Raw genomic sequence first — 26,825 nt, 5'->3', positions numbered from 1 at the left:
CCGGCCGGGTTTCGCTCAGTTCTGGAAGGTTTCGCGCAGACGGTCCCATTTCAGCCGCGCCTTCACCGCCAGCGGCCAGGCGGCATGGCCGAGGATCGGCCGGATGCGGGTGACGGGCAGGTCGAGCGCCTCGGCCCCGCCCCCGGCGGCGTGGCGGGCGAGCATGCGCCCGGTGGCGGTGGCCATGGCGACGCCGCGGCCATTATAGCCAAGCCCGATGGTCAGCCCCGGCTCCGGCTCGTGCAGATGCGGCAGGTGATCCCAGGTCACCGCCACCTGCCCGTTCCAGCGATGCGTCCAGTCCATCGCTTTCAGCACCGGGAACAGCCGCGTCGCGTGGTCGATCAGGGCGCGGAAATCCTCGGGTGCGGTCGCCGGCCGCAGCACGCTGCGCCCGCCCATGACAAAGCGGCCGGCATCGTCCAGCCGGTAATAGGCGTAGGAGGCCGACATCTCATACAGCACCACGCCATCAGGCATGATCGGCGCGGCGAGTTCCGCCGGCAGCGGCTCGGTGGCGGTGATGGAGGAATAGACCGGGATCACGCTGCGCCGCAGCCCGGGCACGAGATCGTCGCTATAGCCATTGGTGGCGAGGATCACCCGCTCCGCCGTCACCCGGCCGCCCGGCGTTTCGATCAGCCAGAAGCTGCCCGCCTTCGCCAGCCGCAGGGCCGGCGTATCGGTGAACAGGCGCGCCCCTGCCTTCAGCGCGGCGCGGGCGAGGCCGCGGCAATAGGCGAGCGGGTTCACCTGCCCGCCGCGCCGGTCATGCGCGCCGAGGCAATAGGCGCCGGTGCCGGTGAGGCGCGCCATCTCCTTGCCCTCGGCGATCACCACATCGGCGCCGCGCGCCTGCCATTGCCGCTGGAACTCACGCACGCCCTTGGCGGCGCGTTGCGACAGAGCCGCCCTCAGCGTGCCGCCGCGCTTGGGTGCACAGTCGATGCGGTGGCGGGCGATGAGGTCGAAGACGAGGCCGGGCGCCTGATCGCCGAGCCGCACCATGCGTCCGCCGAGATCGGCGCCGAACACCTGTTCCAGCTCCTCCGGTTCCCATTTCAGCCCGGGATTGACCTGCCCGCCATTACGGCCGGAGGCGCCCCAGCCGATCTGGCTCGCTTCCAGCAGCACCGTGTCGACGCCGGCCTCGGCGAGGTGCAGCGCGGCGCAGAGGCCGGTAAAGCCGCCGCCGACAATCACGACCTGGGCGGTGGCGTCGCCGGTGAGCGCCCCGGTTTCGGGGGCCGGCGGCGCGGTCTCGCGGTAGAGCGAGCGCGGCATCGGGCGGCGGGCGAGGGTCTGGACCATGGGCGTGTTCCGGTCGGGGGGTGGCGGATCGAGGGCGCGGGCGGGTCAGAGACCCGCCATGGGGCGCGGCCGCGATCCATCGAAGAAACGCGACAGACGGTAGGGGTGGGGATCGGCTATCGGCGTGGCGCCGGTGACGAGATCGGCGACGAGATGGCCGGCGCCCGGGCCGATGCCGAAGCCGTGGCCGGAAAAGCCGGTGGCGACGATGAGGCCGGATACCGCGTCGACGGGGGAGATCACCGGCACCGCATCCGGCGTGGCGTCGATGAATCCGGCCCAGCTCTGCACGATGCGCGCCTTCGCGAAGGCCGGGAAGCGCCGCTTCAGCGCGGCGAAGGCCTGGTCGAGATAGCCCCGGTCGGGAGCCGGATCGAGCACCCGCGCCGCCTCATAGACCGAGGGTTCGTCGAAGGGGCGCCGCGCGCTCTCGCGCCATTCGGTGACAAAGCGCGGGCCGAGCCGCAGCCGCAGCGAGGCGAATTCCATCTGCAGCGCCGGCAGGAAGGGGAGGGCGAAGCGGAAGCTGTCCGGCACGATCGGCACCACGTTCACATGCCCGTTGGCAAGGGTGTAACCGCCATCTTCCCGGCGCCGGAAGGCGAAATCATGGTCCCACAGCGCCGGCGTGGGGCCGCCCTCCACCGGCGAGGTGCGCAGCACGCTGGCGCGCACCTTGAGCTGCGGCAGGTCGATGCCGACATCGGCGAGGATCCGCCGCGTCCAGGCGCCGCCCGCCACGATGACGGTCGGCGTGGCGATGCGGCCGCGCTCAGTGACGGCGGCGATGACCCGCCCGCCGCCGGTTTCCACCCCGCGCACCGCGCAATCGGCGAGGATGACCGCCCCGCGCTTTCGCGCCGCCTCGGCGATGGCGGGCGCGGCCTTCTGCGGTTCGGCCCGCCCGTCGGACGCGCACCAGAGTGCGGCCGGCGGTGGCTTCGTGTCGCCGGGCATATGCTCCGCCAGCCGGGAACCGGTGACCATCTCGGCATGAATGCCGGCGCCGGCGGCCTCCCTCACCCAGTCGGCGAAGGAGGCTTCCTGCTTCGCGTCATTGGCGGCGAACAGAATGCCGGTCGTGGTGAAGCCGGTGGCGGCGCCGATATGGGCGTCCATGCCGCGCCAGAGCCGCAGCGCCTCGCGGATCAGTTCGAACTCGCGCGGATCGCGCTTGGCCTGCCGGCACCAGCCCCAGTTGCGGCTGGATTGCTCGCCGGCAATGTGCCCCTTCTCGCACAGCACCACCTTGAGGCCGCGCTCGGCGAGATAGAGCGCGCTGGTGGTGCCGATGATGCCGCCGCCGACGATCACCGCATCGGCGTCGGGCGGGCAGAAGGGGTCGGAAGCGACGGGTACGACCTGGGGGCCCATGTTGACCTGTGTGAACGGGTAGCGAGATGCGGCGCTTCATGCGCCGCGTGGGACGGCAAAGCTAGCAAAAGCAGTGCCAGGGCGGGCGGGGCGCGCGCGGGCCCGGGTCGCGCCGCCAAAGTGTACTGCCGTTGCGGGAGGTAAAATAATCTACCAAACGAATAATATAGTACCGCCACGTCGTGTCGCAACGGGCCTGAACTCGACAAAATTGCCGGTAAAATAATGCTATTCTACCCATTATGGTATGGTATTCGCAGTAGATTATCTGCAATCCAGAGAGGTGTTGCTCATTTGCACTACGCGAATCCAACGGATTGGCTACATTGCCGGCATGTGATCCATCTGGGGGAAGCGATATGAAGAATGTACTGCTCGGAGCCGTCCTGATGACCACCGCCATGCCGGTGGCGGCGATGGCGGCGGATCTGCCCTATCCGACCAAGGCTGAAGTCGTGGTCATGGAGCCGATGTTCTCCTGGACCGGCTTCTATCTCGGCGCCAATGTCGGCTATGGCGGCAATGAATTCGAATACCCGTTCTCGGTCTCGTCCGACGGGTTCCCGGTCGCCAGCGGTTCGGCGACGGTCGATTCGAGCGGCTTCTTCGGCGGCGCGCAGATCGGCTATAACTACCAGTTCCTCAACAATGTCGTTCTGGGCGTCGAGGCCGACTTCCAGTGGTCGGGCATCGAAGGCAAGTTCGATGCGGGCCTGAACGTGCCGCTGGCGGGGGCGGGCGCCTCCCTGCAGGCCGGTTCGGAAGTCGAGTGGTTCGGCACCATCCGTGCCCGCCTCGGTTATGCCTTCGATCACCTGCTGGTCTACGGCACGGGTGGCGCGGCCTATGGCAAGGTGAAGTCCACCGTCAGCGTCGTGGCTCCGGGCTTCCTGCTCAGCGAATCCGCCGACGACACCAACTGGGGTTGGACCGCTGGCGCCGGTTTTGAGTACGCCATCAACAACAACTGGACGCTCAAGACCGAATATCTCTACGTCGATCTCGGCGAAACCACCGCGATCAGCGGCTTCCTGGCGCCGGGCGTGTATGGCTCGCTCGATGCCAAGACCACCTTCCACACCATCAAGGCCGGCCTGAACTACAAGTTCTGAGTGCCTTCCCTCCTCGGGCGACAATTGAAAGGGCCGCGCAAGCGGCCCTTTTTCTTGCCCATAATCTCGCTCATGATCTCGCGGGTCTCGCCGGCGCGCCGGATGTCATTTCTGTTCAGTCGCGCTTTCATCACGCGAACCGGCGTCAAACTCGCTCGAAAGCGCTCTAGCGGTCCGGCTCCTGCGCGCGGAAGCTCGGCAGCGCCCGCAGGGCGAAGGAGGCCAGATGCCCGGGGTCGCGCAGCCCGGATTTCGCGCCTTCGAGGATGGCGAAGGCGAGCAGGCTGCGTATGCCCTCGCCAAGCGCGAAGCGCTGGGAGGCCTGGTCGCAGGCGCGGGCGAAGGCCGCGTCGAGCAGCATCACGTCTTCGGGCTCGTAGGCGGCCCCGGCGAGGGCCTCCTCCAGGGCGAACGGGCTGGGGGGCTCTGACATCGCAAAGCGCATGCGCAGGCTCCTTGCAGGTGAAGTGGAGCGAAAGCGCGACGAGACGAGCCCGAACTCTCCCAGCCGTCGGCCTGCTGGTCATCACCGACGATGTCGAAGTGTAACACGGTCCCGGCCTCCGCCGGCCGGCCGCGGATACCGCCGCCCATGGCCCGCTGACGGCGCCGGCGGGCGCGTCGCTTCGGGGGCCATCTCCCTTGAACGAGAGCGGAACCTTTGGCCTCGCGGGCCGTAGACGGCGAGGCGATGGGGCGATCCCCACCCGCCTCGCGCGCGAATGTGATCCGGACCCGCATCGCATGCGTAGACGACTTCTTAAGGTGCGGAACACTCGAACGAGGCGTGGCACATGGTGAGGACGATCCAGGCGAAGGGGTGGCTGCGCGCCAGCGGCTTCGGCTCGGCCACCGCCAGCTTCGAAATCCGCTTCGAGCGCGACGGCGCCGTCGGCTCGGTCCGCTCCGAACTCGCCGTCATCACCGAGGCCCGCGCCGCCGGCCGTGCCAATCTGGTGACGGAAGCGGGCCGCTGGATCGCCATCCGCCCGCTGGACACGAACGGCACCCTGCTTACCTTCCGCGTGCTGGACGACGAGGCGACGGTGAACCGCTGCTTCGGCTGAGAAGCGGGCGCCTGATCACGCCGGCGGGCGCGGCTCCTGCGGGGCGGGGGCGGGGCTGCGCGCGGGGACGACATCGCCGGTGATCAGCCGCGCGGCGCGCTGATAGGTCAGGTAGTTCCACAGCCAGGAGAGGGCGACGGTCAGTCGGTTGCGCGCGCCGACCAGAAAATAGACGTGCACGATCCCCCAGAACATCCAGCCGAGAAAGCCGGTCAGTTCGAGCCGTCCCAGCTTCACCACCGCCGCATTGCGCCCGATCGTGGCGAGATCGCCGGCATGCCGGTAGCGGAAGCCCGGTGCCTGGCCCCCGGACAGCCGCGCCCGGATCACCTCGGCGACATGGTCGCCCATCTGCTTGGCAGCGGGCGCTATGCCGGGCACCGGCCGCCCATCTGCCTGGCTGACAGCGGCGGTGTCGCCGATGACGAAAATGTCCGGCTCGCCCGGCAGGCTGAGATCGGCTTCGACATGGCAGCGCCCGGCACGGTCGGCGGCGACGCCGAGCCAGTCCGCCGCCGGCGAGGCGCGCACTCCCGCCGCCCAGATCTTGGTCGCCACCGGCAGGCTCTCGCCCCCCTCCAGCGTGACATGGTCAACCCCCATGTCGATGACCGGGCGCCCTGTAAGCACCTCGACCCCCATCGCTTCCAGCCGCTCGCGCGCATGCTCGGACAGCCGCTCCGGCAGGGCCGGCAGCAGCCGCGGACCGGCCTCGATCAAGAGGATGCGGGCGGTGCGCGGATCGACCCGCTTGAAGTCCGGCGCCAGAGCATGACGGGCGATTTCCGCGATGGAGCCGGCGAGTTCCACGCCCGTCGGTCCGCCGCCGATGATGGCGAAGGTGAGCAGCCGGCGGCGGATCTCCGGCGAGGAGGTCACTTCGGCCCGCTCGAACGCCAGCAGGATACGACGGCGCAACTGGGTGGCGTCCTCGATGTCCTTCAGCCCCGGCGCGAAGCGCGCCCATTCCGGGTGGCCGAAATAGGAATGCGTCGCCCCGGTAGCCAGGACAAGGACATCGTAGCGGATCGGCCCCTCGCTGGTGAGGAGTTCGCGGCGTGTGCGGTCCACGCCCTCGGCCTGTGCCATCAGCATGGTGATGTTGGGCTGGCGGGAGAGGATGTGGCGGATCGGCCAGGCGATATCGGCCGGCGACAGGGTGGCGGTGGCCACCTGGTAGAGCAGCGGTTGGAAGCAGTGGTAATTGTGCCGGTCGATCAGCGTCACATCCACCGGGGCCTTCGCCAGTCCCCGCGCCACCTCCAGCCCACCGAAGCCGGCGCCGACAATGACGACATGGGGCCGGGGCGCCGGGTCCGGTTTTGTCTCACCCTCGCTCACGCCGCCCCTCCCCGTGGATGGCCGCTCCGCGCGCCAGCCTGGCGCTTGATCCGATCAGGCTAAATCAACCTGATCGGCGAAAAGTCTTCCGCGCATGTTCGTGCGAAGCGGTTTCCGCTTCGCACGAACGATAGGCCTCGCTTCAGGAACCGGCCGCCGTTGCGGGCGGATGGTCCCGGCGGAACTGCTTTAGCGCGGAAGCCGGTAGGCGATCACGTAGTCGCCGGCCTTGGTGCCGATGGAGCCATGCCCGCCGGCGACCTGCACGATATATTGCCGCCCGCCCGACTCATAGCTCATCGGTGTCGCCTGTCCGCCGGCCGGCAGGCGCTGCTGCCAGAGCTGGGCGCCGGTGGCGACATCATAGGCGCGGAGATAGTCGTCGATGGTGGCGGCGAGGAAGGCGACGCCCGAGGCGGTGAGCAGCGGGCCGCCAATGCCGGGCACACCCATCGGGATCGGCGGCAGCGGCACGGCTGCAGCATCGCGCACCGTTCCGTTCTTGTGCATCCATGCTTTTTCGCCCGTCCTCAGATCGACCCCGGCGACATAGCCCCAGGGCGGCGCCTGGCAGGGCAGGCCGAGCGGCGAGACGAACGGTCCCATCCGCACGCCGTAATCGCCGCCGGCATTGACGTTCAGCCCCGCCTCGCCGGCATTCACCTGTTCGGTGGCGGAAATCTCGGAGGAAGGCACGAGCTGCGAGGTGAAGGCGAGATAGGTCGGCATGGCGAACATCACCTGCCGTACCGGATCGACCGCCACCGAGCCCCAGTTGAAAGTGCCGAAATTGCCGGGATAGACCAGCGTGCCCTGCAGCGTCGGCGGGGTGTAGCGGCCTTCATAGCGCAACTGACGGAAATGGATGCGGCAGGCGAGCTGGTCGAGCAGGCTCGCGCCCCACATATCCGTCTCGCGCAGCGGTTCCGGCGCGAAGCTGAGCGCGGAGACGGGCTGGGTCGGCGCGGTCCACTCCCCTTCAATGGCCCCACCCGGGGCGGGCACCTCGCGCACGGGCAGGATCGGCTGGCCGCTGCGCCGGTCGAGCACATAGACATCGCCCTGCTTGGTCGCCTGCACCAGCGCGGGCGTGGTGCCCTGGTCCGTGTCGAGGTCGATCAGCACCGGCTGCGCCGGCACATCCATGTCCCAGAGGTCATGATGCACGGTCTGGAACACCCAGCGCACCGCGCCGCTGGCAATGTCGAGCGCCACGACCGACGAGGAGAAGCGCTCCACCGCCGGGCTGCGATGCGCGCCGAGCTGGTCCGGAGTCGCATTGCCGAGCGGGATATAGACCAGGCCGAGAACAGGGTCGGCGCTGAACACGCTCCAGCTATTGGGCGAGTTCGCCGTATAGGTCTCGTCCGGTCCGAGCGGGGTGGTGCGGTCGGGATTGCCGGAATCCCAGGCCCAGAGCAGCGCGCCCGTCACCGCGTCATAGGCGCGGATCACGCCGGAGGGCGATTCCACGGCGTAATTGTCGTTGACCGAGCCGCCGATGATGACGCGGTCATTCACCACGGTCGGCGGCGAGGTGGAATAGTAGAAGCCGCTCTTCTGGTTGGGCATGTTGGCCCAGAGATTCACCGTGCCGTTCTCGCCGAAGCCGGGGCAGGTCGCGCCGGTCCGCGCGTCGAGCGCGATCAGCCGGGCGTCGGAGGTCGGAAGGTAGACGCGGGCGGTGCAGGCCGGCGCGGCCGCGAGATCGGCCTCGATGACGGCGGGATCGCGGTAATAGGAAAGGCCGCGGCAGGTCTGGTGCTGGCGTTGCGGGTCGAGCCCCTCATCGGCATCGAAGCGCCAACGTTCCTCGCCAGTCTCGGCATCAAGCGCGATGGCGATGTGATGCGGGGTGCAGAGATAGACGAGATCGCCGACCTTCAGCGGCGTCACCTGATAGGTGGTCTCGTTCACATCCTCGGGCCCGCGCACATCGCCGGTCCGGTAGGTCCAGGCCACTTCGAGCTGGGCGACATTCTCTGGCGTCACCTGCGCCAGCGGCGTGTAGCGCTGCCCGGCAAGCGTGCGCCCGTAATGGTGCCATTCCCCATCGGGCACGGCGCCATCGGGAGCCGTGGCGCCCCCTGTCTGCGCCTGCAGCCGGCCGTCGATCCGATGCGGATCGCGCAGCAGCGCGGCGCCGGCGACGCCGATGCAGCCGACCAACACAAGAGCCAGCAGCACACGGCCGGCATTCCAGCCGCGTCGCCCGACCGCCCAGGGGGTCAGCAGCCACAGGCCGAGCAGCACGATCAGCCCGCCGCGCGCCGCCAGCGGCCACCAGTCGAGCCCCACTTCCCACACCGCCCAGCCGAGCGTTGCGGCGAGAAGCACCGCATAGAGCAGACGCGCGCCAGCGTGTCGGCGCCCGGCCAGCACCGCGCAGATAACGAGGCCGATCCCGAGCACCGCATAGAACGGGCTGCCGCCGAGCGTGATCAGCCACACCCCGCCCGCGGCGAGAAACAGGCCGATCAGCCCGAGCAGGACAGCAGTGACAAGGGCGGGAGCGGAGGCGCGCATCGGCCAGCCTTTCGGTCCGGGGGATGGGTGCGTGGCGCCCGACCCAGGACGGCGAGACCGACCGGAGCCGTCGCTCATCGCGACGGAGCCGCGCCGGCAAGGCGGCACGTGCGCCGGGTTAACCGGCGAGCCGGCGATGCGTTCCGTTCCCCGCGCGATCGCCGGTCAGGCCGGGACCGTCTGCGTGAGGGCGGGGAGGGGCGAGCCCAGGCTGCTGCGTGGGTTTTCGTCTTCCAGCACGAAGAACGAGCTGATGAGCCAGATCACGGCGATGGCCGCGATGAGGGCGAGGGCCAGACGCAGCGCGGTTCGCTGGGACATGATGTCTCCTCTCTGTTTCGGCGGTCTGGGCGTGGACGGCACGCGATTTGCCGGCAAATCATCTCGCGCGACGTCTGCCGACCGCGCGGCCGCGAGGCGCCGGTTGGGCCGGCGCCTCGCGCCGGCGTCACGCGGCCTTCAGCGCCTTGGCGTTCGCCACCTTGTCGGCGAGCTTGGTGAGGGCGTCGTCGGTCATCGACTCTTCCTTCAGCGTGGCGTCGAGCAGCGTCACCGCGTCCTTCATGCCGAGCACCTGCGCCCAGCGCTTCAGCGTGCCGTAGCGGGAGATCTCGTAATGCTCCACCGCCTGGGCGGCGGCGGCGAGGCCGGCGTCGAGCGCGGGCTGGCCCTTGAATTCGTCGAGGATCTCCTCGCCTTCCTCAAGGATGCCTTCGATGGCGGCGCAGGTCTTGCCCTGCGGGCGCTTGCCGATCAGCTCGAACACCTGCTGCAGGCGCTCGATCTGACCCTCGGTCTCGTCGCGGTGCTTCTCGAACGCCGCCTTGAGTTCCGGCGACTGCGCGCCGCGTGCCATTTTCGGCAGCGCCTTCAGGATCTTGCGCTCGGCGTAGTAGATGTCCTTCAGGGTCTCGTGAAACAGGGTTTCGAGGTTCTTCTCGGCCATTTCGGTCTCCGTCGCGTGATGTCCCCAAGCCTCGCGCCGACAACGGCGGCTGTGACGCTTCGTTCCCGGGCCTTGCGGCGGCTTTTTGCGGCTGCAGTGGGGAACTGATCCGCGCGGCGCGGCGCGCCGTACCCGCTGGCACACCCTTCTCGCTCCCGGAGCGCGCGCCCATGCAGTTCTTCGTTGCTTATGTCTCGACCGGGCTTGTCTTCCTCGCCCTCGACGCGCTCTGGCTCGGCTTCATGGCGAGCCGCGTCTATCGCCCGCTGATCGGCGATCTCATGGCCGAGCAGCCGAACTGGCCTCCGGCGGCGCTGTTCTATCTGCTCTATGTCGCCGGCGTGGTCGTCTTCGCCGTGCAGCCGGCGCTGGCTTCGGGCCGCTGGACCACGGCGCTCGCCCTCGGCGCCTTTCTCGGCTTGCTGGCCTATGGCACCTATGATCTCACCAACCACGCCACGCTGCGCAACTGGCCGGCGGCGATGACGGCGATCGACCTTGCCTGGGGCACCTTCCTCACCGCCGTGGCGACCACGGCCGGCATGCTGATCACTCGCGCCATCACCGAGTGAGCCGCCATCGCGGCCAGAAGGCGTTGACGCGGCGCTGATAGGCGCGGAATGCCTCGCCGCGCGAGCGCAGCATATGCGCTTCCGTCGGCGGAATGCCGGAGGCATGGACCAGCAGCACATACATCAGCGCCGGCGCCAGCAGCGCCACGAGGCCGGGGAGATAGGTGAGCGCGAGGGCGATGGCGGGGTAGGCGGTCCAGCCCAGCCACTCGAAGAAATAGTTCGGGTGGCGCGTGAGCCCCCACAACCCGACATCGCACACGCGCCCGCGATTGCCGGGATCGGCGCGGAATTGCGCAAGCTGGCGGTCGGCGACGGCCGCGCCGGTCACGGCGCCGAGAAACAGCGCGACGCCCAGCACGTCTCCCGGCCGCCAGAAGGGCAGCGGGTTATGCGCCGCCGCCGCCACCGCCACGGCGAGCACGAACCCCGCCAGCGCCTGTACCTGCAGGAACAGGAACAGGCGCTGCGCGGCGGCCTCGCCCCATTGCCGGCGCAGATCGGCATAGCGCGGGTCGTCATGGCCGCGCCGCGTCCGGTTGAGGATATGGGTGCCGAGACGCGCCGACCACAGCCCCACCAGCGCCGCCACCAGAAGCTGGCGCGGCGCCCAGGGCGTGGCGCCCAGCGGCAGCAGGGCGGCGGCGACGCCGGCAAGGCCGGTGGCATAGGACCAGATCGTGTCCACCCAGCCATGATTGCCGCTGCGCTCGGCCGCCCACCACGCTCCCGCCATGGCGAGGCTGAGGAAAAGCGCGATCGCGGCGAGCGAGAGGATCAGCGTCATCGGGCGCCTCCGCGCGCCGGCACCGCCGCGACGAAGTCGGTCACATCGTTCAGCGCCGGGGCCAGCAGGCGCAGCGGCGGCGAGAACGCGCCGATGATCAGCCGGTGATCGACGCCTTTGTAGAGTCTGACATCTGCCTCGCCGCCCTTGGCGCGGATGCGCTCGGCGAGGCGGGTGCTGTTGCCGGGGTCGACCGTGGTGTCGCGCTCCCCGGCGGCCAGAAAGGCCGGCGGGGCGGCGCGGGTGGCGAAATGGATCGGCTGGCTGCGCCAGCGCTCCGCCTTCGGGCCGAAGATCGCCTTCAGCCGCGCGCTGCGCAGGGGAAGGAAATCATAGGGTCCGGCCAGCCCGACCAGCCCGGCCACGTCGCGCTGCGGGTCGAGCCCGACCGCGCCGAGCCATTTCGGGTCGAGGCTCAGCAGCGCGGCGATCTGCGCCCCGGCGGAGTGGCCCATGAGGATGAGCCGGTCTGGGTCGCCGCCATAGCGCGCGGCATGGGTTTTTGCCCAGCGCACGGCCCGCGCGCCATCCTCGACAAAGGTGGGAAAGCGCACCTGCGGGTAGACCCGATAATCGGGAATGATCACGACCATGCCGCGGCTCGCCAGCGCGGCGCCGACGAAGCGGTACATGGCCCGCTCGCCGGAATCCCAGCTCCCGCCATAGAAGAACACAACGACCGGCAGATCGGTGCCGTTGCCGGAGGCGGGGCGGTAGACATCGAGCCGGTGGCGCGCCCCCTCGGCATAGGCGAGGCCGGTGTCGACCCGCGCCGGCTCCAGGCGGGAGAGCGCATTCAGCACAGCGACCGGACCCTCGGCGGCGCGGGCGGCAAGGGTCATCAGCAGGACGAGGGAGATGACCAGCGCCGCGCGCATCCGCTAGAGCCGGACAAAGGGCTGGACCAGCCGGCCGAAAAAGCCGTTCAGCCGCATGCTGCCTTCCAGCGCGGCCAGGCAGATGCACTCGCCTTGGGGATCGACGATCGGCTGGTGCTCGATGTCCTGGTCCATCTCGCTGAGATCGCCCGGCCCGTAGCGGCCGAACCCGTCGGAGAAGGAGCCGGAAATCACCTGGGTGAACTCGGTGCCGACATGGCCGTGCTCAGGCAGCTTGCGGCCCGGCCCGACGCGCAGCAGCGTCAGCCGCGCCTGCGGGTCTTCCGGCAGCCGCACCGTGCTGGCGCGCACGCCGAGGCCGATCCAGCGCCAGGGGCCGATCTCGCAGTCCTGCAACGGCGCCGGCAGTGGAATGCCGCCCGGCAGCGTCGCCGGCTTGCGCGCCGTCATCGTCGCCTCGGCATGAACGGGCCCGGCAAGCGCGTCCGGCGCCCTGTCCTCAAGGTCGATCGCGCGCAGCGCGGCGGCGAAGGCGTCGGGCGCCATCGGCGCCGGCGGCATTGCCTCCAGCAGCGCGCCACCCACCGCCTCGAACGCGGCGAGGCGCGACCGGCAGCACGGGCAGGTGGCGAGATGGACCGCGAGCACCCGCGCGGGTCCGGCGGGTAGCTGGCCGGCGGCATAGCGCAGCAGCGTTTCGTCGGTTGCGTGGTGGCGGATCGTCATGCGTGGCCTTCCAGAAGAACGCGCAGCCGGCCGAGGGCGAGGCGCACGCGGGATTTGACGGTGCCCAATGGCAAGCCGAGCTCGCGGGCGATTTCAGAATGCGCCTTCTCACTGAAGAAGGAGAGGCGCAGCACGGTGGCTTGTTCGTCGGAGAGCGTTTTCAGCGCTTCGCGGACGCGCGCCTCGCGCTCCGCCGTCAGCAGCAAGGTCTCGCCCGACGGGGCGGTTTCCACCTCGACCGGCTCGTCCTCGCCGGCCGCGGCGGTGCGGACCCGGCGCAGATGGTCGATGCGCAGATTGCGGGCGATGGTGAAAATCCAGGTCGCGGCGCCGGCGCGGGCCGGGTCGAAATAGGACGCCTTACGCCAGACCGAGAGCATCACCTCCTGGGCGATCTCCTCCGCCGTGTTCGGCGGCAGGCCGGAGCGCCGCAGAAAGGCGTTCAGCCGCGGCGCGAAATAACTGTAGAGGCGGGCATAGGCCTGGCGGTCGCGCTCGCCGGCGACCTTGACGATCAGCCGCGCGAGTTCGTCGCCATCCGGGACGCCGTCATCTTTCATCAGCCGCGTCACCTCCCGCCTCCGCCTGGGTGGCGCGGCCGGGGCGGGCTCTGTCGTTCGGGCAGGGTCGAGCGAGGCATTCATGCACCCTTCTACGCAACGGCCCGGCTGCCGGATCATTCCGCTCGCGAGTGATCCGGCGCCCTGCCGTTCGCGTACATTAGACAACCTTCGCCCGCCGCTCCACAGCCCCAGGTTTTCGCGTCATGAACATTCGTCAGGACTTCGTGCCCGGCTCGGCGCTGTCCATCGCGGTCGTCGGCGCCGGCATTTCCGGCCTCTCCGCCGCCTGGCTGCTCGGCAAGCGGCACGCGGTCACGCTGTTCGAGACCGAGGGCCGGCTCGGCGGCCATTCCAACACGGTGGAGGCGGCGGGGGTGCCGGTCGATACCGGCTTCATCGTCTATAACGAGAAAACCTATCCCAACCTCACCGCACTGTTCGCCCATCTCGGCGTGGCGACGCAGGCGACCGACATGTCCTTCGCGGTGTCGCTGGATGGCGGGCGGCTGGAATATTCCGGCGCCAATCTGCGCGGCCTGTTCGCCCAGCCGCGCAACATCGCCTCGCCGCGCTTCCTCTCCATGCTGGCCGACCTGCTGCGCTTCTACCGCAACGCACCGCGCGATCTCGCCACCCTGGGCGATGAGAGCCTCGACGCCTATCTCGACGCGCACCGCTACGGCGCGGCGTTCCGCGACGATCATCTCTACCCCATGGCGGCGGCGATCTGGTCGACACCCGCCGCCGAGGTCGGGCGCTACCCGGTCGCGGCCTTTGTGCGCTTCTGCGAGAATCACGGCCTGCTGCAGCTTGCCGACCGCCCGATCTGGCGCACCGTGACCGGCGGCAGCCGGCGCTATGTCGCCCGGCTGCGCGAGGACTTCACCGGCGAGGTGGTGTGCGGGGGCGCCGTGCGCGGGGTGCGGCGGGAGGCGCGCGGGGTGGTCGTCACCGATGCCGCCGGCCGCGAGCGCCGCTTCGACCATGTCGTCATCGCCACCCATGCCGACCAGGCGCTGGCGCTGCTGGACGCCCCCACCGCGCGCGAGCGCGACCTGCTCGGCGCCTTCCGCTACAGCCGCAACGAGGCGGTGCTGCATGAGGATGCCCGGCTGATGCCGCGCCGCCGCGCCGCCTGGGCGGCGTGGAATTACCTCGCCGACCGCCGCGCCGACCCTAAGCTCTGCGTCACTTACTGGATGAACTGCCTGCAGAACCTGCCCGCCGACCGCCCGCTCTTCGTCACCCTGAACCCGACGGAGCCGCCGGCGCCGGGCTCGGTGCACTACCGCGCGAGCTATGAGCACCCGCTGTTCGATGGCGGCGCCATGGCGGCGCAGCGGCGGCTCTGGTCGCTGCAGGGCGAGGGCGGCGTGTGGTATTGTGGCGCCTATTTCGGTGCGGGCTTCCATGAGGACGGCCTGCAGGCGGGGCTGGCGGTGGCCGAGGCGCTGGGCGGAATCCGGCGCCCCTGGAGGGTGGCGGCGGAGTCCGGCCGCATCGCCCTTCCCGCCGGCTACGCGCCGCAGGCGCTGGCGGAGCTGGTTGCATGAGCGGGGCATCGGCGCTTTATGCCGGCGAGGTGATGCATGTGCGGCTGAAGCCGCGCCGGCACCGGCTGGCCTATCGCCTGTTCTCGCTGCTGCTCGACCTCGACGAGATCGACGGGCTCGACCGCCGGCTGCGGCTGTTCTCGCGCAACCGCTTCAACGTCTTCAGCTTCCATGACCGCGATTATGCCGATCCGCAGGCCGGCCCGCTGAAGGCGCAGGTGGAGCGGCTGCTGGCCGAGGCCGGGCTGGCGCCCGATGGCGGCGCCATCCGCCTGCTCACCCTGCCGCGCCTGTTCGGCTATGCCTTCAACCCGCTGAGCATTTATTTCTGCCACCGCCGCGACGGCGCGCTGAGCGCGCTGCTCTATGAGGTGAACAACACTTTCGGCCAGCGCCACTCCTATCTCATCCCGGTTGCGCCGGGCGAGGTGGCGCCGCTGCGGCAGAAGGCGGAGAAGCGTTTCTACGTCTCGCCTTTCATGGATATGGGGCTGACCTACGCTTTCCGCGTCAACCCGCCGGGGGAGGCGTTGCGCATCGCCATTCTCGCAAGCGACACGGAGGGGCCGGTGCTCAGCGCGGTGCAGACCGCGACCCGCCGCCCGCTGAACGATGGCGAGCTGGCGCGGGCGATGCTCGCCTATCCGCTGCTGACGCTGAAGGTGATCGCCGGCATTCATTGGGAAGCGCTGTTCATCTGGGCCAAGGGCATCGGCCTGCGCCCGCGCCCGCCCGCCCCCGAGGCCCCCGTCACCATCTCGCCCGCGCACCGACACTGAGGAAACGCCGCATGCCGCGTGACGCCGATCTTCTCGCCGATTCCACCCACGACCTCGCCCATGCGCGCGAGCTGCCGGCCGCGCGCGCGGCCCGCGCCGGCTGGCGCGAGGCAGTGCTGGCGCGGCTGCTCGGCCAGCTTGCCGTCGGCACGCTCACCGTGGTGACGCCGGAGGGCCGGCGGCTGGTCGGGCGGGGAGTGCGTCCCGGCCCGGAGGCGACGCTGGTGCTGCAGCGCTGGCGGGCGGTGCGGCGGCTGGTGACGGGCGGCGACATCGCCTTTTCCGATGCCTTCATCGCCGGCGACTGGTCGAGCCCCGACCTGCCCGCGCTCATCGAACTGGCGGCGCATAATCTCCCCGTCCTCGCCGGGCGGATCGACGCCCTCGCGCCGGTGCGGCTGTGGAACCGGCTGCGCCATGGGCTGCGCCGCAACTCGAAGACCGGCAGCCGTCGCAACATCTCCTTCCACTATGATCTCGGCAATGATTTCTACCGGGCGTGGCTCGATGCCAGCATGAGCTATTCGTCGGCCATCGCGCTGCCGCCCGGCCAGACGCTGGAAGCGGCGCAGCAGGCGCGGCTTGCCCGCATCGTCGAGATGATGGAGGTGCGCCCCGGCGCGACTGTGCTGGAAATCGGCTGCGGCTGGGGCGCGCTGGCCGCCGCCCTGGCACGGGCCGGGGCGCGGGTGACCGGCATCACCCTCTCGCGCGAGCAGCTTGCCCACGCGCAGGCGATGGTCGCCGCCGACCCGGCGCTCGACGGGCGCACCGATCTCAGGCTGCAGGATTACCGCGATGTCGGCGAGCGCTATGACCGCATCGTCTCCATCGAGATGCTGGAAGCGGTGGGGGAGGCGTATTGGCCGACCTATTTCGCCAAGCTGCGCGCCTGCCTCAATGAGGGCGGCACGGCGGTGCTGCAGGTCATCACCATCGCCGAGGACCGCTTCGAGTCCTATCGCCGCAACACCGATTTCATCCAGCGTCATATTTTCCCCGGCGGCATGCTGCCGACCAAGACGCATATTGCCGAACACGCCGAACGCGCCGGGCTGGAACTGGCGGAAACCCAGTGCTTCGGCCTCGGCTATGCCGACACCCTGGCCGAATGGCGCGCCCGCTTCCACGATGCCTGGCCGCGCATCGCGCCGATGGGCTTCGACGACGGCTTCCGGCGGCTGTGGGACTATTATCTCGCCTATTGCGAAGGCGGCTTCCGCGCCGGCGCCATTGATGTCGGGCTTTACCGGCTGAAGGGCTGAGCGCGCGGCGGCACGCCTCGCGTGAGCCTGATCGGACCGGGTTGAATCGGCCGGATCGGTAAATCAGTCGCCAAATCGGTGAAGAATCACGCCCCGCGCAGGCCGCGGCGTTCAGCCCCGGGCATCTTCGTCCGCGCGGGCACACGCACCGGCGTGGGAGTCAGCGTAGGCGCACGCCGCCGCTTGCCGCCCGGCCCGGCCTTCTCCTCATCTTCCCCCATCAGCATGATGGCGAAACCCATCTGCACACTGCCGAAGGTGATGCCGACGGCGAAGGTGAGGATGACAAGGGCGATGACGCCGGAAGCGGACTGGCCGACCAGCGTGCCGAGCCGCCCGACATCGAGCAGCACCAGCGTGCCGACGAACAGCGCGCCGAGGCCGACGCCGATCAGTGCGTGACGAAGCAGAAACCGCACGAGATGGGGCATGGGTGATCGCCTTTCCGCCGCGTCGCGGCCGCGTGGCGAGGGCGGCGCCCCGGCCGCGCACGGGCCAGCAGTATAGAGCGCCCGTCCTCAGGTGAAAACATCCATAAAGCCGATGCCGGCACGGTGTCTGCGCCGTGCGGCGCGCGCTGCCGGCGGCGGACCGCGAACGCGGCCGGCGACCTTGCCGCTGCGCTCGCCATCGCGTCTGGCGCGGCCGGCAGGCGGCAGGCGGCAGGCGGCAGGCGGCAGGCGGCAGGCGGCGGTAGGCTGGGACATCCTGTCCACTGTCGGGCGCCGTGCCGCCCGGTACAGTGATGCGGGCTCAGGAACTCCGTCTGCATGGCACGGCCTTTCTCCCGCTTCCACCGTTCGATCGCCGGCAGGGCCGCACCTTACTCGGCCATCCGTGCCCGGGGGCTGTGGCTGCGTCTTCTCTGTGCCCTGCTGCTGGTACTGGCGCTTTCGGTGCCGCGCCCGCCAGTGGTCGCCGCCGCCGAGGCGGGAATCGACCTGTCCCAGTACACCCTGCCCGACGGGACGCTTCCCGACCTCTGCCTCAGCCCAACGGATGCGGACGGCGCGTCGCACGCACCCGCGCATCATCCCGGATGCGATGCTTGCCGCCTGCAGGGCGCCCCGGCGGTGCCCGGCCCGGCGGCGGAGCTCTTCGCCCGCGCCGAATACCGTAGGGTGATGCAGTCTCCGGTGCCGGAGGATTCCGAGGCTGGTCCGGTCCCGCTCTACCGCATCTCGTCACGGGCGCCGCCCGCACTCCGCCCCGCCCTCTTCGCGGCAGGCGGGCGCCTGCCTTGGCTGTGACGCTGCCGGAGCGGCCCGCCTGAGGGCGTCCGGCGCTTGCCGGATCATGCCCCATGTTTCTTACTTCCTCGCTCGCATCCCCGCCCTTTCCGGTGTGCGGGGCGGTTCCGCTCCCGGCGGCCGTCCGGGTCGCGCCGCCCGGCCGCCCGCGCCGCGCTTTCCCGCCGCTCAGAGTGGCGCCGGGAGTGACGGCGGTGCTGCCTGACACGGGGCCCGGCGCGGCGCCGCTCGCCCGTGTGCTGTTGGGCTGTGTGGCCCTTACCCGCCATCTCGATGCCGAGCGCCGGCAGATTCTCGATATTGTCGGGCCGGGCGGGCTGCTCGACCTCGCCGTGCTCGCCCGGCTGGGCGCCGCGGCGGTGGCGCTGACGCCGACGCAGCTTGAGCCGGTGGACTTGGCTCCCGAGGCCCGCCACGCCCTGATGGCGGCCAATCAGGAGATGCTGCTGCTGCGGGCGCTCGGCCACGTCGCCCGGCTCGGCCGGCAGAGCGCGGGCGAGCGTGTGGCGGGCGCGCTGCTCGATCTCTCGGCCCAGTTCGCCGAGGCGGGCGCGACGGTGGCCGGCGCTGGCTTTCCGCTGCATCTGAGCCGCGCGGATCTCGCCGACTGGCTCGGCCTGACGCTGGAGACGGTGAGCCGCTGCATGAGCCGCCTGCGCGAAGAGGGGCTGATCGCCTTCGGCCGGGAGGGTCGGCTGATGCTGACGGATGCCGACGGCCTCGCGCGTATCGCGGCGGGTGAGCGCAAGGTCGAGGCGCTGTATGCCGCCAAGGGTGCGAAGGGTGCGAAGGGCGCGAGAAGCGCCAACGGTGCGAAGCGTGCGAAGGATATGAAGCTGGCCCGCGCCGTGTCGTCCTCGCCGCCGGCCGCGGGCGGAGCCGCTTGCGCGCCGTGAATGCAGGCTGTTCTATGCGCCTGTCGATGCACCCATCGATTCTGCATGGTGTCCGTGCGGCGACGCCGCATGGATGAAACGGGAACGGGGAAGGACGTGGAGCCGCGAGGTTCCGCGCCGAAGCCCCGACCGCCCCCGCGACTGTGAGCGGCGAGCGGCCTTCCATCGAGCCACTGGAACGCGCCTTCGGGCGGTCCGGGAAGGCGGAAGGCATGCCGTGACCCGCGAGTCAGGAGACCGGCCATGCGGATGAACCCCATGCGCGCCGTCGGGTGAGACGGCACAGGAGACCATCATGCATATCGAACCCGGCCTTGTGGCCGAAGGAAAGATCTGGCTCAGCTATGTCACGGCGGCCGGCGCGGGCGCCTATACGCTGAAGCTCGCCGCCGACGCGGTGGCCGAGCGCGGCGTCGTCTCGCTGGCGCTGCGCAGCCTCGCCACGACGGCGCTCGTCTTCGGTTTCTTCGAGATTCTGCCGCACCATCCGGTCGGCGTGTCGGAGGTGCATCTCATCCTCGGCTCGACGCTGTTCCTCATTTTCGGCGTCGCGCCGGCGGCGATCGGGCTGGCGGCGGGGCTCGCCATTCAGGGTCTGTTCTTCGCGCCCTTCGACCTGCCGCAATACGGCATGAACGTCACCACGCTGCTGGTCCCACTGTTCGCACTGGCCTCACTGTCCACCCGACTGATCTCACCGAACACGCCCTATGTGGAGCTGAAGTACCGGCAGGCGCTGGCGCTTTCCACCGCCTATCAGGCCGGAATCGTGGCCTGGGTGGCGTTCTGGGCCTTCTACGGCCACGGTTTCACTGTCGAAAACGCCTCGTCGATCCTCTCCTTCGGCGCGGCCTATATGCTTGTTATCATTGTCGAACCTCTGGTCGACCTTGCGGTGCTGGCCGCCGCCAAGGCGCTGAGCGGCTTGCGCGGCACGCCGCTGTTCGAGCGGCGCCTCTACGATGTGGCGTGAGCCGTGCCGGGCGCGCCGCGTCCGGTAGCGCCGAACGGCTGGATATCATCCGCGACCTCAACGGGCCTGACGCGCGGACCCTTGGACAAAATGTCCAAGGGTCTGTCGTAGGTTAGCTCTGTCAGAGCGTCCGGCGGCCTGCCATGATTCCCTAGGGGAATCGGTGAGATGGCTGGCACTTCACGACGCTTTGGGCTCGGCGTTGGCGCGATGGCGCTGGCGCTTGCCTATGTGCTTGTCGCGCAGATGGCGCTCTCCGGTGTTTTCGCCGGGCGCATATGGGCCAATCCGGCCGCCGCCGCGACCCTTGCCCTCTGCGTCGATGCCTCCGCACCGATCGGTCACGAAAACACGGGCCATCACCCGCCCCACTGTCCATTCTGCACAGCGCCGGATCGTTTCATAATACCCGAAGCGCCGGCGGATGCGGCGCCTGCCCATCTCGCTGTCGTGTCCCACTGGGCACCGGCAACCGTCTGCCCGTCGCTCGCCGCGCTCTTTCGTTGCGCCCATCCTCCGCGCGGACCACCTGGCGCACCCTTCCTCGTCTGATGCAGCCGCGCGGCCTCCCCGGGGCACGCCGATCTTCCCATGTGGCCGCCCGCCGCCGCGCCGATATGCGCGCCGGGCCGCAGACCGATGGAAATGCCATGCCTTCCTTTGCTCTCCTGCTCCGCACCGCTCGGGGCCGCCTTTCCTGCAGGCCGCGCTTATGCCGCTCGACGGCACTTGCCCTGCTGTGGTTACCCGGCGTCCTTGCCGACGCCAGCGCTCAAACCGGCCGGCCGGATGCCAGCGTTGTTGAACAACTGCCCACGGTCATGGTCGTTCGGCCCGCCGGCACGGCCGACTCGGAGGCGCCGCCGGACCTCACCTATGACGGCTTCGTCCCCGCCGACACCGGCACCATTTCGACCTTCCAAGCCAGCAACGCGACACTGTGGACCACCGATTCCGGTTCGCTGATCGACCGCGTGCCGGGGGGCGCATCCTGGGGCGCGGGCGGGGTGTCGAGCCTGCCGGCGGTCAACGGCATGAGCGCCGACCAGGTTCAGGTATCCATTGACGGCATGCTGTTCGGCCCGGCCTGCCCGAACATGATGAATCCGCCAATGTCCTATGTGAACCCGGCCATGATCTCCCAGGTGGCGGTCTATTCCGGCACCGCGCCCGTGAGCCTCGGCGGTGACTATACGGGTGCGCGCATCGACGTGACCGTCGCGCCTCCGGCCTTCACCGACAGCGAGGAAATTGTCTTCTCCGGCAGCGTGTCCGGCTATTACCGCAGCAACGGCAATGTCGTCGGGGTTGATGTTAAGCTCAATGCGGCCAATGAGGTTGGCAGCGTCAATTACACTGGCGGCTGGGTGCAGGCGGACGATTACACATCTGGCAACGGCACGACAATCAAGTCGACAATGTACGAAACTCAGAATCATGCCCTGAGTCTGTCGCGCAAGCTTGACGATGGCCTGGTAACCTTACAGGTCGGCGGCCAGTTCATTCCGTACCAAGGCTATGTCAACCAGTATATGGACATGGTCGACAATAAGAGCTTCTTCGTCAACGGCGCGCTCGAGAAGCAGTTCGACTGGGGTCAACTGGAGGCGAACGCCTTCTATAACCATGTGCGCCACACTATGGGGTTCATCGCGCCGGACAAGACCGGCGACATGCCGATGGACACGAAGAGCACCGACATGGGCTACCGTGTCGCCGGCACGCTGGAGCCGACCGCGATCGACATCGTGCGGGTTGGCAACGAGCTCTATTACAATCAGCTCGATGACTGGTGGCCGCCGGTCGAGGGCTCAATGATGATGGGGCCGGACACGTTCTGGAACATCAATGACGGCCAGCGCCTGCGTGTCGGGGTGTTCGCCGAGTGGGAGCGAGTCCTGTCCCAGAACTGGACCGCCATTCTTGGCGCGCGCAGCGATGTCGTCTGGATGAACACGGGCGATGTACAGGGCTATAATGAGATGATGTATGGCGCCAACGCGGCCGCCTTCAATGCGCTGGACCACGCCCGCACCGACATCAATATCGACGGTTCGGCGATCCTGCGCTACCAGCCGGACGAGGCACGCCAGCTCGACATCGGCCTGGCCCGCAAGACCCGCTCGCCAAATCTCTATGAGCGCTATTCCTGGTCGACCAATGCCATGGCGATGAGCATGATCGGGTGGTTCGGCGACGGCAATGGCTATGTCGGCAATATCGACCTCGAGCCGGAAAAGGCTCATACGGCGAGCCTCACCGCCACATGGCGCGACCCGGTCCGCAAGGCGTGGGAGGTGCGGGTGTCGCCCTATGCCAGCTATGTCGAGGACTATATCGACGTGCGCCGTTGCGCGCTGCCGGGGTGCCTCGCCAACCTGCCGGACAACCTGACCGCCACCGAGGGCTTCGTCTATCTGCAGTTCGCCAATTACGACGCCTATCTCTACGGCATGAACATCGACGGGCGGCTCGACCTGTGGAACGACCCGACCTATGGCAAGGGTGTGTTCCGCGGCAATCTGAACTTCGTGCGCGGCCAGCGCGTCGACGGGGTGAATCTGTACCACATCATGCCGGTCAATGCGACGCTGGCGCTGGACCATGTGCTCGGCAACTGGACCACAACCGCCGAGGTGCAACTGGTGGGCGCCAAGACCGAAGTGAGCGAGGTGCATAACGAGCTGGAAACCAGCGCCTATGCGCTGTTCAACCTGCGCACCAGCTACGAGCAGGGTCCGTTCAGACTTGACCTCGGCATCGAGAACCTGTTCGACACCGAGTACGACCTCCCGCTCGGCGGAGCCAATCTGGTGAATTACCAAGTTTCCTCGATGATGGGCACCTCGCCCGCCTGGGGTTATGCGGTCGCCGGTCCCGGCCGCTCGTTCAATGCCCGGCTGACCGTTTCGTTCTGAAGCCTCACTTAACCCCTGCGCCCCGCGCAGGGGTCCTCCGGGCTCGGTCTGCGTGGGGCTCCTTGTTGCTTCATGTTTGCCTAAAGAGGGGTAGACCCTCACCGTCTTTCGGTTGATAGATCGAAAAAACGACGTGTGAGGAGCGCCTGCCATGGAAGCAACCCGGCCCGGTCCCGTTGAGGGGCCGCTGAGCGGCATCCGTGTGATCGAGCTTGGCAATCTGATCGCCGCCCCTTTTGCCGCCCGGTTGATGGCGGAATTCGGCGCCGAGGTGATCAAGGTCGAGGCGCCGGGCGAGGGCGATCCCCTGCGCAAATGGCGCAAGCTGCACGAGGGCACCTCGCTCTGGTGGTACCTGCAGTCGCGCAACAAGAAATCCGTCGCCATCAATATGCGCCTGCCTGAGGGGCAGGAGGTGGTACGCCGTCTCGTGCGCGATGCGGATGTGCTGATCGAGAATTTCCGCCCCGGCACGCTGGAGCGCTGGGGGCTTGGCTGGGAGGCGCTGAAAGCGATCAACCCCAACCTCGTCATGGTGCGGATCTCCGGCTTCGGCCAGGACGGGCCCTATCGCGAGCGTCCCGGCTTCGGCGCGGTGGGCGAGGCGATGGGCGGCATGCGCTTTACCACGGGCGAACCCGACCGCCCGCCCGCGCGTACCGGCATCAGCATCGGCGATTCGCTGGCCGCCCTCCACGCGGTGATGGGGGCGCTGATGGCGCTGCTGCACATCAAGTCCGGCCGCGGCACCGGGCAGGTGGTGGACGTGTCGCTGTTCGAGAGCGTCTTCAACATGATGGAGAGCCTCGTCCCGGAATATGATGTGTTCGACTTCGTACGCACGCGCTCGGGCGGAGCGCTGCCCGGAATCGCGCCTTCCAATTCCTATCCGACTGCCGAAGGCACCTATGTCATCGTCGCCGGCAATGGCGACGGCATTTTCCGCCGGCTGATGGGAGCGATCGGACGCGACGACCTCGCCAGCGATCCGCGCCTCGCCTCCAATGACGGGCGCGTGCGCCATGTCGAGGAGATCGACGGGGCGATCACCGCCTGGACGAGCCGGCATTCGCTGGATGAGGTAACGGCGGCACTCGATGCTGCCGAAGTGCCGAATGGGCGCATCTATTCGGTCGCCGATATTGTGACCGACCCGCAATATCTCGCCCGCGACATGATCCTGCCCTCGACCTTGCCGGATGGATTGAACGTGAAGATGCCCGGCATCGTGCCCAAGCTTTCCGCGACGCCCGGTACGGTCCACTGGCTGGGGCCGCAGCTCGGCGAACACACCGCGCCCGTTCTTGCCGCGCTCGGCTATAGCGAGGATGAGATCGGCGCGCTGGTCGAAAGCGGCGCGGTAGCGATGGGTGGGGCCGGGGGGCAGGGGCAGCCAGCATGAGCGTCGCCTTTCCCCCACATGTGTTCATCCAGGAAGTTGTGACGCGCGACGGGCTGCAGATCGAGCCACGCTTCCTGCCCACCGAGGACAAGGTCGCGCTGATTGATGCCCTCTCGCAGACCGGCGTCGCCAAGATCGAGGTCACGTCCTTCGTCTCGCCAAAGGCGGTGCCGAACCTTGCCGATGCGCGGGAAGTCGCGTGTGCCATCACGCGCCGGCCCGGTGTGACCTATGTCGCGCTGGTGCCAAATCTGCGCGGCGCAGAGGCGGCGCTGGAGGCGGGCATGGACGAGCTGAATCTCGTGGTCTCGGTGAGCGAGACGCATAATCTCGCCAATATGAGGATGGCTCCGGCCCAGTCGCTCGTAGGCTTCCGCGCTATTGTCGCGGCGGCCTCTGGCACGTGCGTGACACTCAATGGCTCCATCGCTACGGCCTTCGGCTGCCCGTTTGAAGGCGCACAATCGCCGCAGAAGGTGCTGGATCTGGCGGAGACACTTCTCGCCTGCGGCCTGCACTCCGTGACGCTGGCCGACACGACCGGCATGGCCAATCCGCGGCAGGTGGCGGAGCTGGTCTCGGCCTTCCGCGCGCGCTTCCCCGGCGTGCCGCTGACCCTGCATTTCCATAATACGCGCGGTATGGGGCTCGCCAACGCCTTCGCCGCGCTGGAGGCCGGCGCGGACCGATTCGACGCCGCGCTCGGCGGCATTGGCGGTTGCCCCTTCGCGCCCGGTGCCACCGGCAATATCTCGACCGAGGACCTCGTTCACATGCTGGACGAGATGGGAGTCGAGACCGGCGTTGACCTGTCGGCCCTTCTGGCACTGGCGCGCAGCCTTCCGGCGCTGCTCGGCCACGACATTCCAGGCCAGGTTGCCAAGGCCGGCCGCAGCGGCGACCTTCACCCCGCGCCGGCGCATCTGCGCGCCGCCCAGTAGGACCACGACATGGCAGGTGAGCCCATGAATCTTGCCCTCGCGGCGGAGCCATCCCCCCAGGCGGGCCTTTCCCGGACTGTGGAGCACGCGCCGCTCGCAGTCGCTCTCGATGAGATCAGCATCAGCTTCGCCGTGAAGGGCCGGCCGGTGTTCAAGGCGGTGGCGCCGACCTCGCTGCGGGTGCGGGAAGGTGAGTTCGTCGCGATTGTTGGTCCCACCGGCTGCGGCAAGTCCACCCTGCTCAATGCCACGGCGGGCCTGCTGGCACCGGCGGGCGGGACGGTGTCGATCTTCGGCGAGCCTCTGGCGGGCCTCAATTCCCGCGCCGGCTATCTTTTCCAGCAGGACGCGCTGATGCCGTGGAAGACGGCACTCGACAATGTGGCCATCGCGCTGGAAATCGGCGGGATGGCTCGGGGGCAAGCGCAGGCGCAGGCGCAGGACTGGTTGAAGCGGGTCGGTCTCGCCCGCTTTGTCGAACGCTACCCGCATGAGCTTTCCGGCGGCCAGAGGAAGCGCGTGGCGCTGGCGCAGATGCTGATCCGCCAGCCGAAAATCCTGCTCATGGACGAGCCTTTCGGCCCGCTCGACGCGCAGACGCGGCAGATCATGGGTACGCTGCTGCTGCGGCTGTGGGCGGAAGACCGCAAGGCGGTAATGTTCGTTACCCACGACCTTGAAGAGGCGATCGCGCTGTCCGACCGCGTGGTGATCATGTCGGCCGGGCCGGAGGCGCGGATCATCGGCGATTTCCCGATCGACCTCGCCCGTCCGCGCGACACGGCGGAAATTCGTCTCGACCCGCGTTTTCACGAGCTTCATCGGCTGATCTGGAACCAGTTGAAGGCCGAAGTCGCCAAGACATATGGAGAGGAGATGCCGTCGTGAAGCTGCATCCGGCCAAGCTCCTTTTCCTGCAGATTCTCGTTGCGGTGGCGGTGCTGGCCATCTGGCAGATCGGTGCCACGGTGCCGATCGGCGGCGACTATCTGCTGCCCGAGTTCTTCTTCTCCAAGCCCGGCGATGTGCTCGGCCGGGTGGTGGAACTGTTCGTCTCCGGCACCATCTGGAAGCATCTCTGGATCACGCTCACGGAGACCGTGCTGGCCTTTCTCATCGGCGCCGGCGGCGGCGTGGTCGTCGGTTTCTGGTTTGCCCGCAAGCCGCTGGTTGCGGCGGTGTTCGACCCCTATGTGAAGATGGTCAACGCCCTGCCGCGCGTTGTGCTCGCGCCGATCTTCATGCTGTGGCTGGGCCTTGGCATCTGGTCGAAAGTGGCACTGGGCGTCACGCTGGTATTTTTCATCGTGTTCTTCAACGTCTATCAGGGCGTGAAGGAAGTAAGTCCGGTAGTGCTCGCCAATGCGCGCATGATGGGGATGAACGAGCGTCAGCTCTTCCGTAATGTCTATTGGCCGTCAGCCATGTCGTGGATGTTCTCCTCGCTGCATACGGCGGTTGGCTTCGCTCTCGTTGGCGCCGTCGTGGGCGAATACCTCGGCTCCTCCGCCGGCCTGGGCTACCTCATTCATCAGGCGGAGGGCGTGTTCGACGTCACCGGCGTGTTCGCCGGCATGTTCATCCTCGCCGCCTTCGTGCTTGTCATCGACTGGTTTGTCACCCGCATCGAGAAGCGGCTGCTGGTGTGGCGCCCGCAGGCGGCCAGCGAACAATCGTAAACATG

27 protein-coding genes and 1 riboswitch are annotated in these 26,825 nt (G+C 68.6%); of the genes, 14 read left to right on the top strand and 13 right to left on the bottom strand.

All coding sequences use genetic code 11. From position 1 onward, the window contains the following. Positions 1–15 precede the first annotated feature (15 nt). Positions 16–1,311 carry an NAD(P)/FAD-dependent oxidoreductase gene (locus AAC979_RS17300; RefSeq protein WP_371348134.1) on the bottom strand — a complete coding sequence of 432 codons (1,296 nt, stop codon included), beginning with the start codon at positions 1,309–1,311 and terminating at the stop codon, positions 16–18. Positions 1,312–1,356: 45 nt separating this feature from the next. Next, positions 1,357–2,685 carry an NAD(P)/FAD-dependent oxidoreductase gene (locus tag AAC979_RS17295; RefSeq protein ID WP_371348133.1) on the bottom strand — a complete coding sequence of 443 codons (1,329 nt, stop codon included), beginning with the start codon at positions 2,683–2,685 and terminating at the stop codon, positions 1,357–1,359. Between the two features lie 359 nt (positions 2,686–3,044). Between AAC979_RS17295 and AAC979_RS17290 the strand changes: the two genes are divergently transcribed. After that, a complete protein-coding gene (locus AAC979_RS17290) occupies positions 3,045–3,797 on the top strand; it encodes an outer membrane protein (protein ID WP_371348132.1) in 753 nt (250 codons plus the stop codon). A gap of 166 nt (positions 3,798–3,963) precedes the next feature. Here AAC979_RS17290 and AAC979_RS17285 read toward each other — a convergent pair whose 3' ends face one another. Next, the gene (locus tag AAC979_RS17285) at positions 3,964–4,242 is read right to left on the bottom strand and encodes a hypothetical protein (RefSeq protein ID WP_371348131.1); all 279 of its coding nucleotides are present in this window, start codon (positions 4,240–4,242) and stop codon (positions 3,964–3,966) included. Between the two features lie 349 nt (positions 4,243–4,591). Here AAC979_RS17285 and AAC979_RS17280 point away from each other — a divergent pair, with 349 nt between their 5' ends. Then, a complete protein-coding gene (locus tag AAC979_RS17280; protein WP_371348130.1) occupies positions 4,592–4,864 on the top strand; it encodes a hypothetical protein in 273 nt (90 codons plus the stop codon). A gap of 15 nt (positions 4,865–4,879) precedes the next feature. Here the strand turns inward: AAC979_RS17280 and AAC979_RS17275 are convergent, their stop codons facing one another. The 4 genes from AAC979_RS17275 to AAC979_RS17260 form a co-directional block, all read right to left on the bottom strand. Next, positions 4,880–6,205, bottom strand: coding sequence for an NAD(P)/FAD-dependent oxidoreductase (locus AAC979_RS17275; protein ID WP_371348129.1), 1,326 nt, complete (start codon positions 6,203–6,205; stop codon positions 4,880–4,882). Between the two features lie 189 nt (positions 6,206–6,394). Then, complete coding sequence (locus tag AAC979_RS17270; protein WP_371348128.1) at positions 6,395–8,731, bottom strand: glucose/quinate/shikimate family membrane-bound PQQ-dependent dehydrogenase; 2,337 nt, start codon at positions 8,729–8,731, stop codon at positions 6,395–6,397. A gap of 165 nt (positions 8,732–8,896) precedes the next feature. Beyond that, complete coding sequence (locus AAC979_RS17265) at positions 8,897–9,052, bottom strand: hypothetical protein (RefSeq protein ID WP_371348127.1); 156 nt, start codon at positions 9,050–9,052, stop codon at positions 8,897–8,899. Positions 9,053–9,179: 127 nt separating this feature from the next. Next, positions 9,180–9,677: a ferritin-like domain-containing protein gene (locus AAC979_RS17260; RefSeq protein WP_371348126.1), complete on the bottom strand. Its 498-nt coding sequence runs from the start codon at positions 9,675–9,677 to the stop codon at positions 9,180–9,182. Between the two features lie 170 nt (positions 9,678–9,847). On the opposite strand from AAC979_RS17260, the gene AAC979_RS17255 reads away from it, so the two are divergent. Beyond that, entirely contained in the window at positions 9,848–10,249 is a 402-nt protein-coding gene (locus AAC979_RS17255) for a DUF2177 family protein (protein WP_371348125.1), read from the top strand. Here AAC979_RS17255 and AAC979_RS17250 read toward each other — a convergent pair. The 4 genes from AAC979_RS17250 to AAC979_RS17235 are packed head-to-tail and all read right to left on the bottom strand — an operon-like array spanning position 10,239 to position 13,161. Further along, positions 10,239–11,036, bottom strand: coding sequence for a DUF1295 domain-containing protein (locus AAC979_RS17250; protein WP_371348124.1), 798 nt, complete (start codon positions 11,034–11,036; stop codon positions 10,239–10,241). The genes AAC979_RS17255 and AAC979_RS17250 overlap by 11 nt on opposite strands. Next, positions 11,033–11,914, bottom strand: a complete 882-nt coding sequence (locus AAC979_RS17245) for an alpha/beta hydrolase (RefSeq protein WP_371348123.1) — start codon at positions 11,912–11,914, stop codon at positions 11,033–11,035. Before AAC979_RS17245 ends, AAC979_RS17250 begins: the two co-directional genes overlap by 4 nt. Positions 11,915–11,917: 3 nt before the next feature. After that, positions 11,918–12,601 (bottom strand): ChrR family anti-sigma-E factor, encoded by a 684-nt coding sequence (locus tag AAC979_RS17240; protein WP_371348122.1) that lies wholly within the window; start codon positions 12,599–12,601, stop codon positions 11,918–11,920. Next, a complete protein-coding gene (locus AAC979_RS17235; RefSeq protein ID WP_371348121.1) occupies positions 12,598–13,161 on the bottom strand; it encodes a sigma-70 family RNA polymerase sigma factor in 564 nt (187 codons plus the stop codon). The genes AAC979_RS17240 and AAC979_RS17235 overlap by 4 nt, the downstream gene beginning before the upstream one ends. A gap of 206 nt (positions 13,162–13,367) precedes the next feature. Between AAC979_RS17235 and AAC979_RS17230 the strand changes: the two genes are divergently transcribed. The 3 genes from AAC979_RS17230 to AAC979_RS17220 are packed head-to-tail and all read left to right on the top strand — an operon-like array spanning position 13,368 to position 16,761. Next, on the top strand, positions 13,368–14,717 hold the full coding sequence (locus AAC979_RS17230) for an NAD(P)/FAD-dependent oxidoreductase (RefSeq protein ID WP_371348120.1): 1,350 nt from the start codon (positions 13,368–13,370) through the stop codon (positions 14,715–14,717). Then, a complete protein-coding gene (locus tag AAC979_RS17225) occupies positions 14,714–15,496 on the top strand; it encodes a DUF1365 domain-containing protein (RefSeq protein WP_371348119.1) in 783 nt (260 codons plus the stop codon). The genes AAC979_RS17230 and AAC979_RS17225 overlap by 4 nt, the downstream gene beginning before the upstream one ends. 11 nt (positions 15,497–15,507) lie before the next feature. Continuing rightward, the gene (locus AAC979_RS17220; RefSeq protein ID WP_371348118.1) at positions 15,508–16,761 is read left to right on the top strand and encodes a class I SAM-dependent methyltransferase; all 1,254 of its coding nucleotides are present in this window, start codon (positions 15,508–15,510) and stop codon (positions 16,759–16,761) included. 86 nt (positions 16,762–16,847) lie between these two features. Here AAC979_RS17220 and AAC979_RS17215 read toward each other — a convergent pair whose 3' ends face one another. Further along, positions 16,848–17,192: a hypothetical protein gene (locus tag AAC979_RS17215; RefSeq protein ID WP_371348117.1), complete on the bottom strand. Its 345-nt coding sequence runs from the start codon at positions 17,190–17,192 to the stop codon at positions 16,848–16,850. Positions 17,193–17,531: 339 nt separating this feature from the next. Here AAC979_RS17215 and AAC979_RS17210 point away from each other — a divergent pair, with 339 nt between their 5' ends. The 3 genes from AAC979_RS17210 to AAC979_RS17200 all read left to right on the top strand — a co-directional run bounded on the left by AAC979_RS17210 (position 17,532) and on the right by AAC979_RS17200 (position 19,880). Beyond that, on the top strand, positions 17,532–18,011 hold the full coding sequence (locus AAC979_RS17210; protein WP_371348116.1) for a hypothetical protein: 480 nt from the start codon (positions 17,532–17,534) through the stop codon (positions 18,009–18,011). Between the two features lie 194 nt (positions 18,012–18,205). Continuing rightward, a complete protein-coding gene (locus AAC979_RS17205) occupies positions 18,206–18,907 on the top strand; it encodes a Crp/Fnr family transcriptional regulator (protein ID WP_371348115.1) in 702 nt (233 codons plus the stop codon). A 29-nt stretch (positions 18,908–18,936) separates the two neighbouring features. Beyond that, positions 18,937–19,168: riboswitch (cobalamin riboswitch) on the top strand. Between the two features lie 34 nt (positions 19,169–19,202). Beyond that, the gene (locus AAC979_RS17200) at positions 19,203–19,880 is read left to right on the top strand and encodes an energy-coupling factor ABC transporter permease (protein ID WP_371348114.1); all 678 of its coding nucleotides are present in this window, start codon (positions 19,203–19,205) and stop codon (positions 19,878–19,880) included. 180 nt (positions 19,881–20,060) lie between these two features. On the opposite strand, the gene AAC979_RS17195 is transcribed toward AAC979_RS17200, so the two are convergent. Next, positions 20,061–20,240 carry a hypothetical protein gene (locus AAC979_RS17195; protein WP_371348113.1) on the bottom strand — a complete coding sequence of 60 codons (180 nt, stop codon included), beginning with the start codon at positions 20,238–20,240 and terminating at the stop codon, positions 20,061–20,063. 461 nt (positions 20,241–20,701) lie between these two features. On the opposite strand from AAC979_RS17195, the gene AAC979_RS17190 reads away from it, so the two are divergent. From AAC979_RS17190 to AAC979_RS17170, 5 genes are all read left to right on the top strand, one after another. Then, entirely contained in the window at positions 20,702–22,798 is a 2,097-nt protein-coding gene (locus tag AAC979_RS17190) for a TonB-dependent receptor (protein WP_371348112.1), read from the top strand. 151 nt (positions 22,799–22,949) lie between these two features. Beyond that, positions 22,950–24,200, top strand: coding sequence for a CaiB/BaiF CoA transferase family protein (locus AAC979_RS17185; protein ID WP_371348111.1), 1,251 nt, complete (start codon positions 22,950–22,952; stop codon positions 24,198–24,200). Continuing rightward, positions 24,197–25,141 (top strand): hydroxymethylglutaryl-CoA lyase, encoded by a 945-nt coding sequence (locus AAC979_RS17180; RefSeq protein WP_371348110.1) that lies wholly within the window; start codon positions 24,197–24,199, stop codon positions 25,139–25,141. The genes AAC979_RS17185 and AAC979_RS17180 overlap by 4 nt, the downstream gene beginning before the upstream one ends. A gap of 24 nt (positions 25,142–25,165) precedes the next feature. Beyond that, positions 25,166–26,029: an ABC transporter ATP-binding protein gene (locus AAC979_RS17175; protein WP_371348109.1), complete on the top strand. Its 864-nt coding sequence runs from the start codon at positions 25,166–25,168 to the stop codon at positions 26,027–26,029. Between the two features lie 2 nt (positions 26,030–26,031). Next, positions 26,032–26,820: an ABC transporter permease gene (locus AAC979_RS17170; protein ID WP_371349090.1), complete on the top strand. Its 789-nt coding sequence runs from the start codon at positions 26,032–26,034 to the stop codon at positions 26,818–26,820. Positions 26,821–26,825 lie beyond the last annotated feature (5 nt).

Origin of the sequence: Ancylobacter sp. IITR112, from assembly GCF_041415945.1 — a bacterium.
GTDB lineage: Bacteria > Pseudomonadota > Alphaproteobacteria > Rhizobiales > Xanthobacteraceae > Ancylobacter.
Note: the sequence above shows the minus strand (reverse complement) of the source record. Positions and strands in the feature narration are given on the sequence as shown.

Coding starts and splice junctions, on each gene's coding strand:
- AAC979_RS17300 (WP_371348134.1), bottom strand. CDS start 1,311: ATGGTCCAGACCCTCGCCCGCCGCCCGATGCCGCGCTCGCTCTACCGC.
- AAC979_RS17295 (WP_371348133.1), bottom strand. CDS start 2,685: ATGGGCCCCCAGGTCGTACCCGTCGCTTCCGACCCCTTCTGCCCGCCC.
- AAC979_RS17290 (WP_371348132.1), top strand. CDS start 3,045: ATGAAGAATGTACTGCTCGGAGCCGTCCTGATGACCACCGCCATGCCG.
- AAC979_RS17285 (WP_371348131.1), bottom strand. CDS start 4,242: ATGCGCTTTGCGATGTCAGAGCCCCCCAGCCCGTTCGCCCTGGAGGAG.
- AAC979_RS17280 (WP_371348130.1), top strand. CDS start 4,592: ATGGTGAGGACGATCCAGGCGAAGGGGTGGCTGCGCGCCAGCGGCTTC.
- AAC979_RS17270 (WP_371348128.1), bottom strand. CDS start 8,731: ATGCGCGCCTCCGCTCCCGCCCTTGTCACTGCTGTCCTGCTCGGGCTG.
- AAC979_RS17265 (WP_371348127.1), bottom strand. CDS start 9,052: ATGTCCCAGCGAACCGCGCTGCGTCTGGCCCTCGCCCTCATCGCGGCC.
- AAC979_RS17260 (WP_371348126.1), bottom strand. CDS start 9,677: ATGGCCGAGAAGAACCTCGAAACCCTGTTTCACGAGACCCTGAAGGAC.
- AAC979_RS17255 (WP_371348125.1), top strand. CDS start 9,848: ATGCAGTTCTTCGTTGCTTATGTCTCGACCGGGCTTGTCTTCCTCGCC.
- AAC979_RS17250 (WP_371348124.1), bottom strand. CDS start 11,036: ATGACGCTGATCCTCTCGCTCGCCGCGATCGCGCTTTTCCTCAGCCTC.
- AAC979_RS17245 (WP_371348123.1), bottom strand. CDS start 11,914: ATGCGCGCGGCGCTGGTCATCTCCCTCGTCCTGCTGATGACCCTTGCC.
- AAC979_RS17240 (WP_371348122.1), bottom strand. CDS start 12,601: ATGACGATCCGCCACCACGCAACCGACGAAACGCTGCTGCGCTATGCC.
- AAC979_RS17235 (WP_371348121.1), bottom strand. CDS start 13,161: ATGAAAGATGACGGCGTCCCGGATGGCGACGAACTCGCGCGGCTGATC.
- AAC979_RS17230 (WP_371348120.1), top strand. CDS start 13,368: ATGAACATTCGTCAGGACTTCGTGCCCGGCTCGGCGCTGTCCATCGCG.
- AAC979_RS17225 (WP_371348119.1), top strand. CDS start 14,714: ATGAGCGGGGCATCGGCGCTTTATGCCGGCGAGGTGATGCATGTGCGG.
- AAC979_RS17220 (WP_371348118.1), top strand. CDS start 15,508: ATGCCGCGTGACGCCGATCTTCTCGCCGATTCCACCCACGACCTCGCC.
- AAC979_RS17215 (WP_371348117.1), bottom strand. CDS start 17,192: ATGCCCCATCTCGTGCGGTTTCTGCTTCGTCACGCACTGATCGGCGTC.
- AAC979_RS17210 (WP_371348116.1), top strand. CDS start 17,532: ATGGCACGGCCTTTCTCCCGCTTCCACCGTTCGATCGCCGGCAGGGCC.
- AAC979_RS17200 (WP_371348114.1), top strand. CDS start 19,203: ATGCATATCGAACCCGGCCTTGTGGCCGAAGGAAAGATCTGGCTCAGC.
- AAC979_RS17195 (WP_371348113.1), bottom strand. CDS start 20,240: ATGGCCCGTGTTTTCGTGACCGATCGGTGCGGAGGCATCGACGCAGAG.
- AAC979_RS17190 (WP_371348112.1), top strand. CDS start 20,702: ATGGTCGTTCGGCCCGCCGGCACGGCCGACTCGGAGGCGCCGCCGGAC.
- AAC979_RS17185 (WP_371348111.1), top strand. CDS start 22,950: ATGGAAGCAACCCGGCCCGGTCCCGTTGAGGGGCCGCTGAGCGGCATC.
- AAC979_RS17180 (WP_371348110.1), top strand. CDS start 24,197: ATGAGCGTCGCCTTTCCCCCACATGTGTTCATCCAGGAAGTTGTGACG.
- AAC979_RS17175 (WP_371348109.1), top strand. CDS start 25,166: ATGAATCTTGCCCTCGCGGCGGAGCCATCCCCCCAGGCGGGCCTTTCC.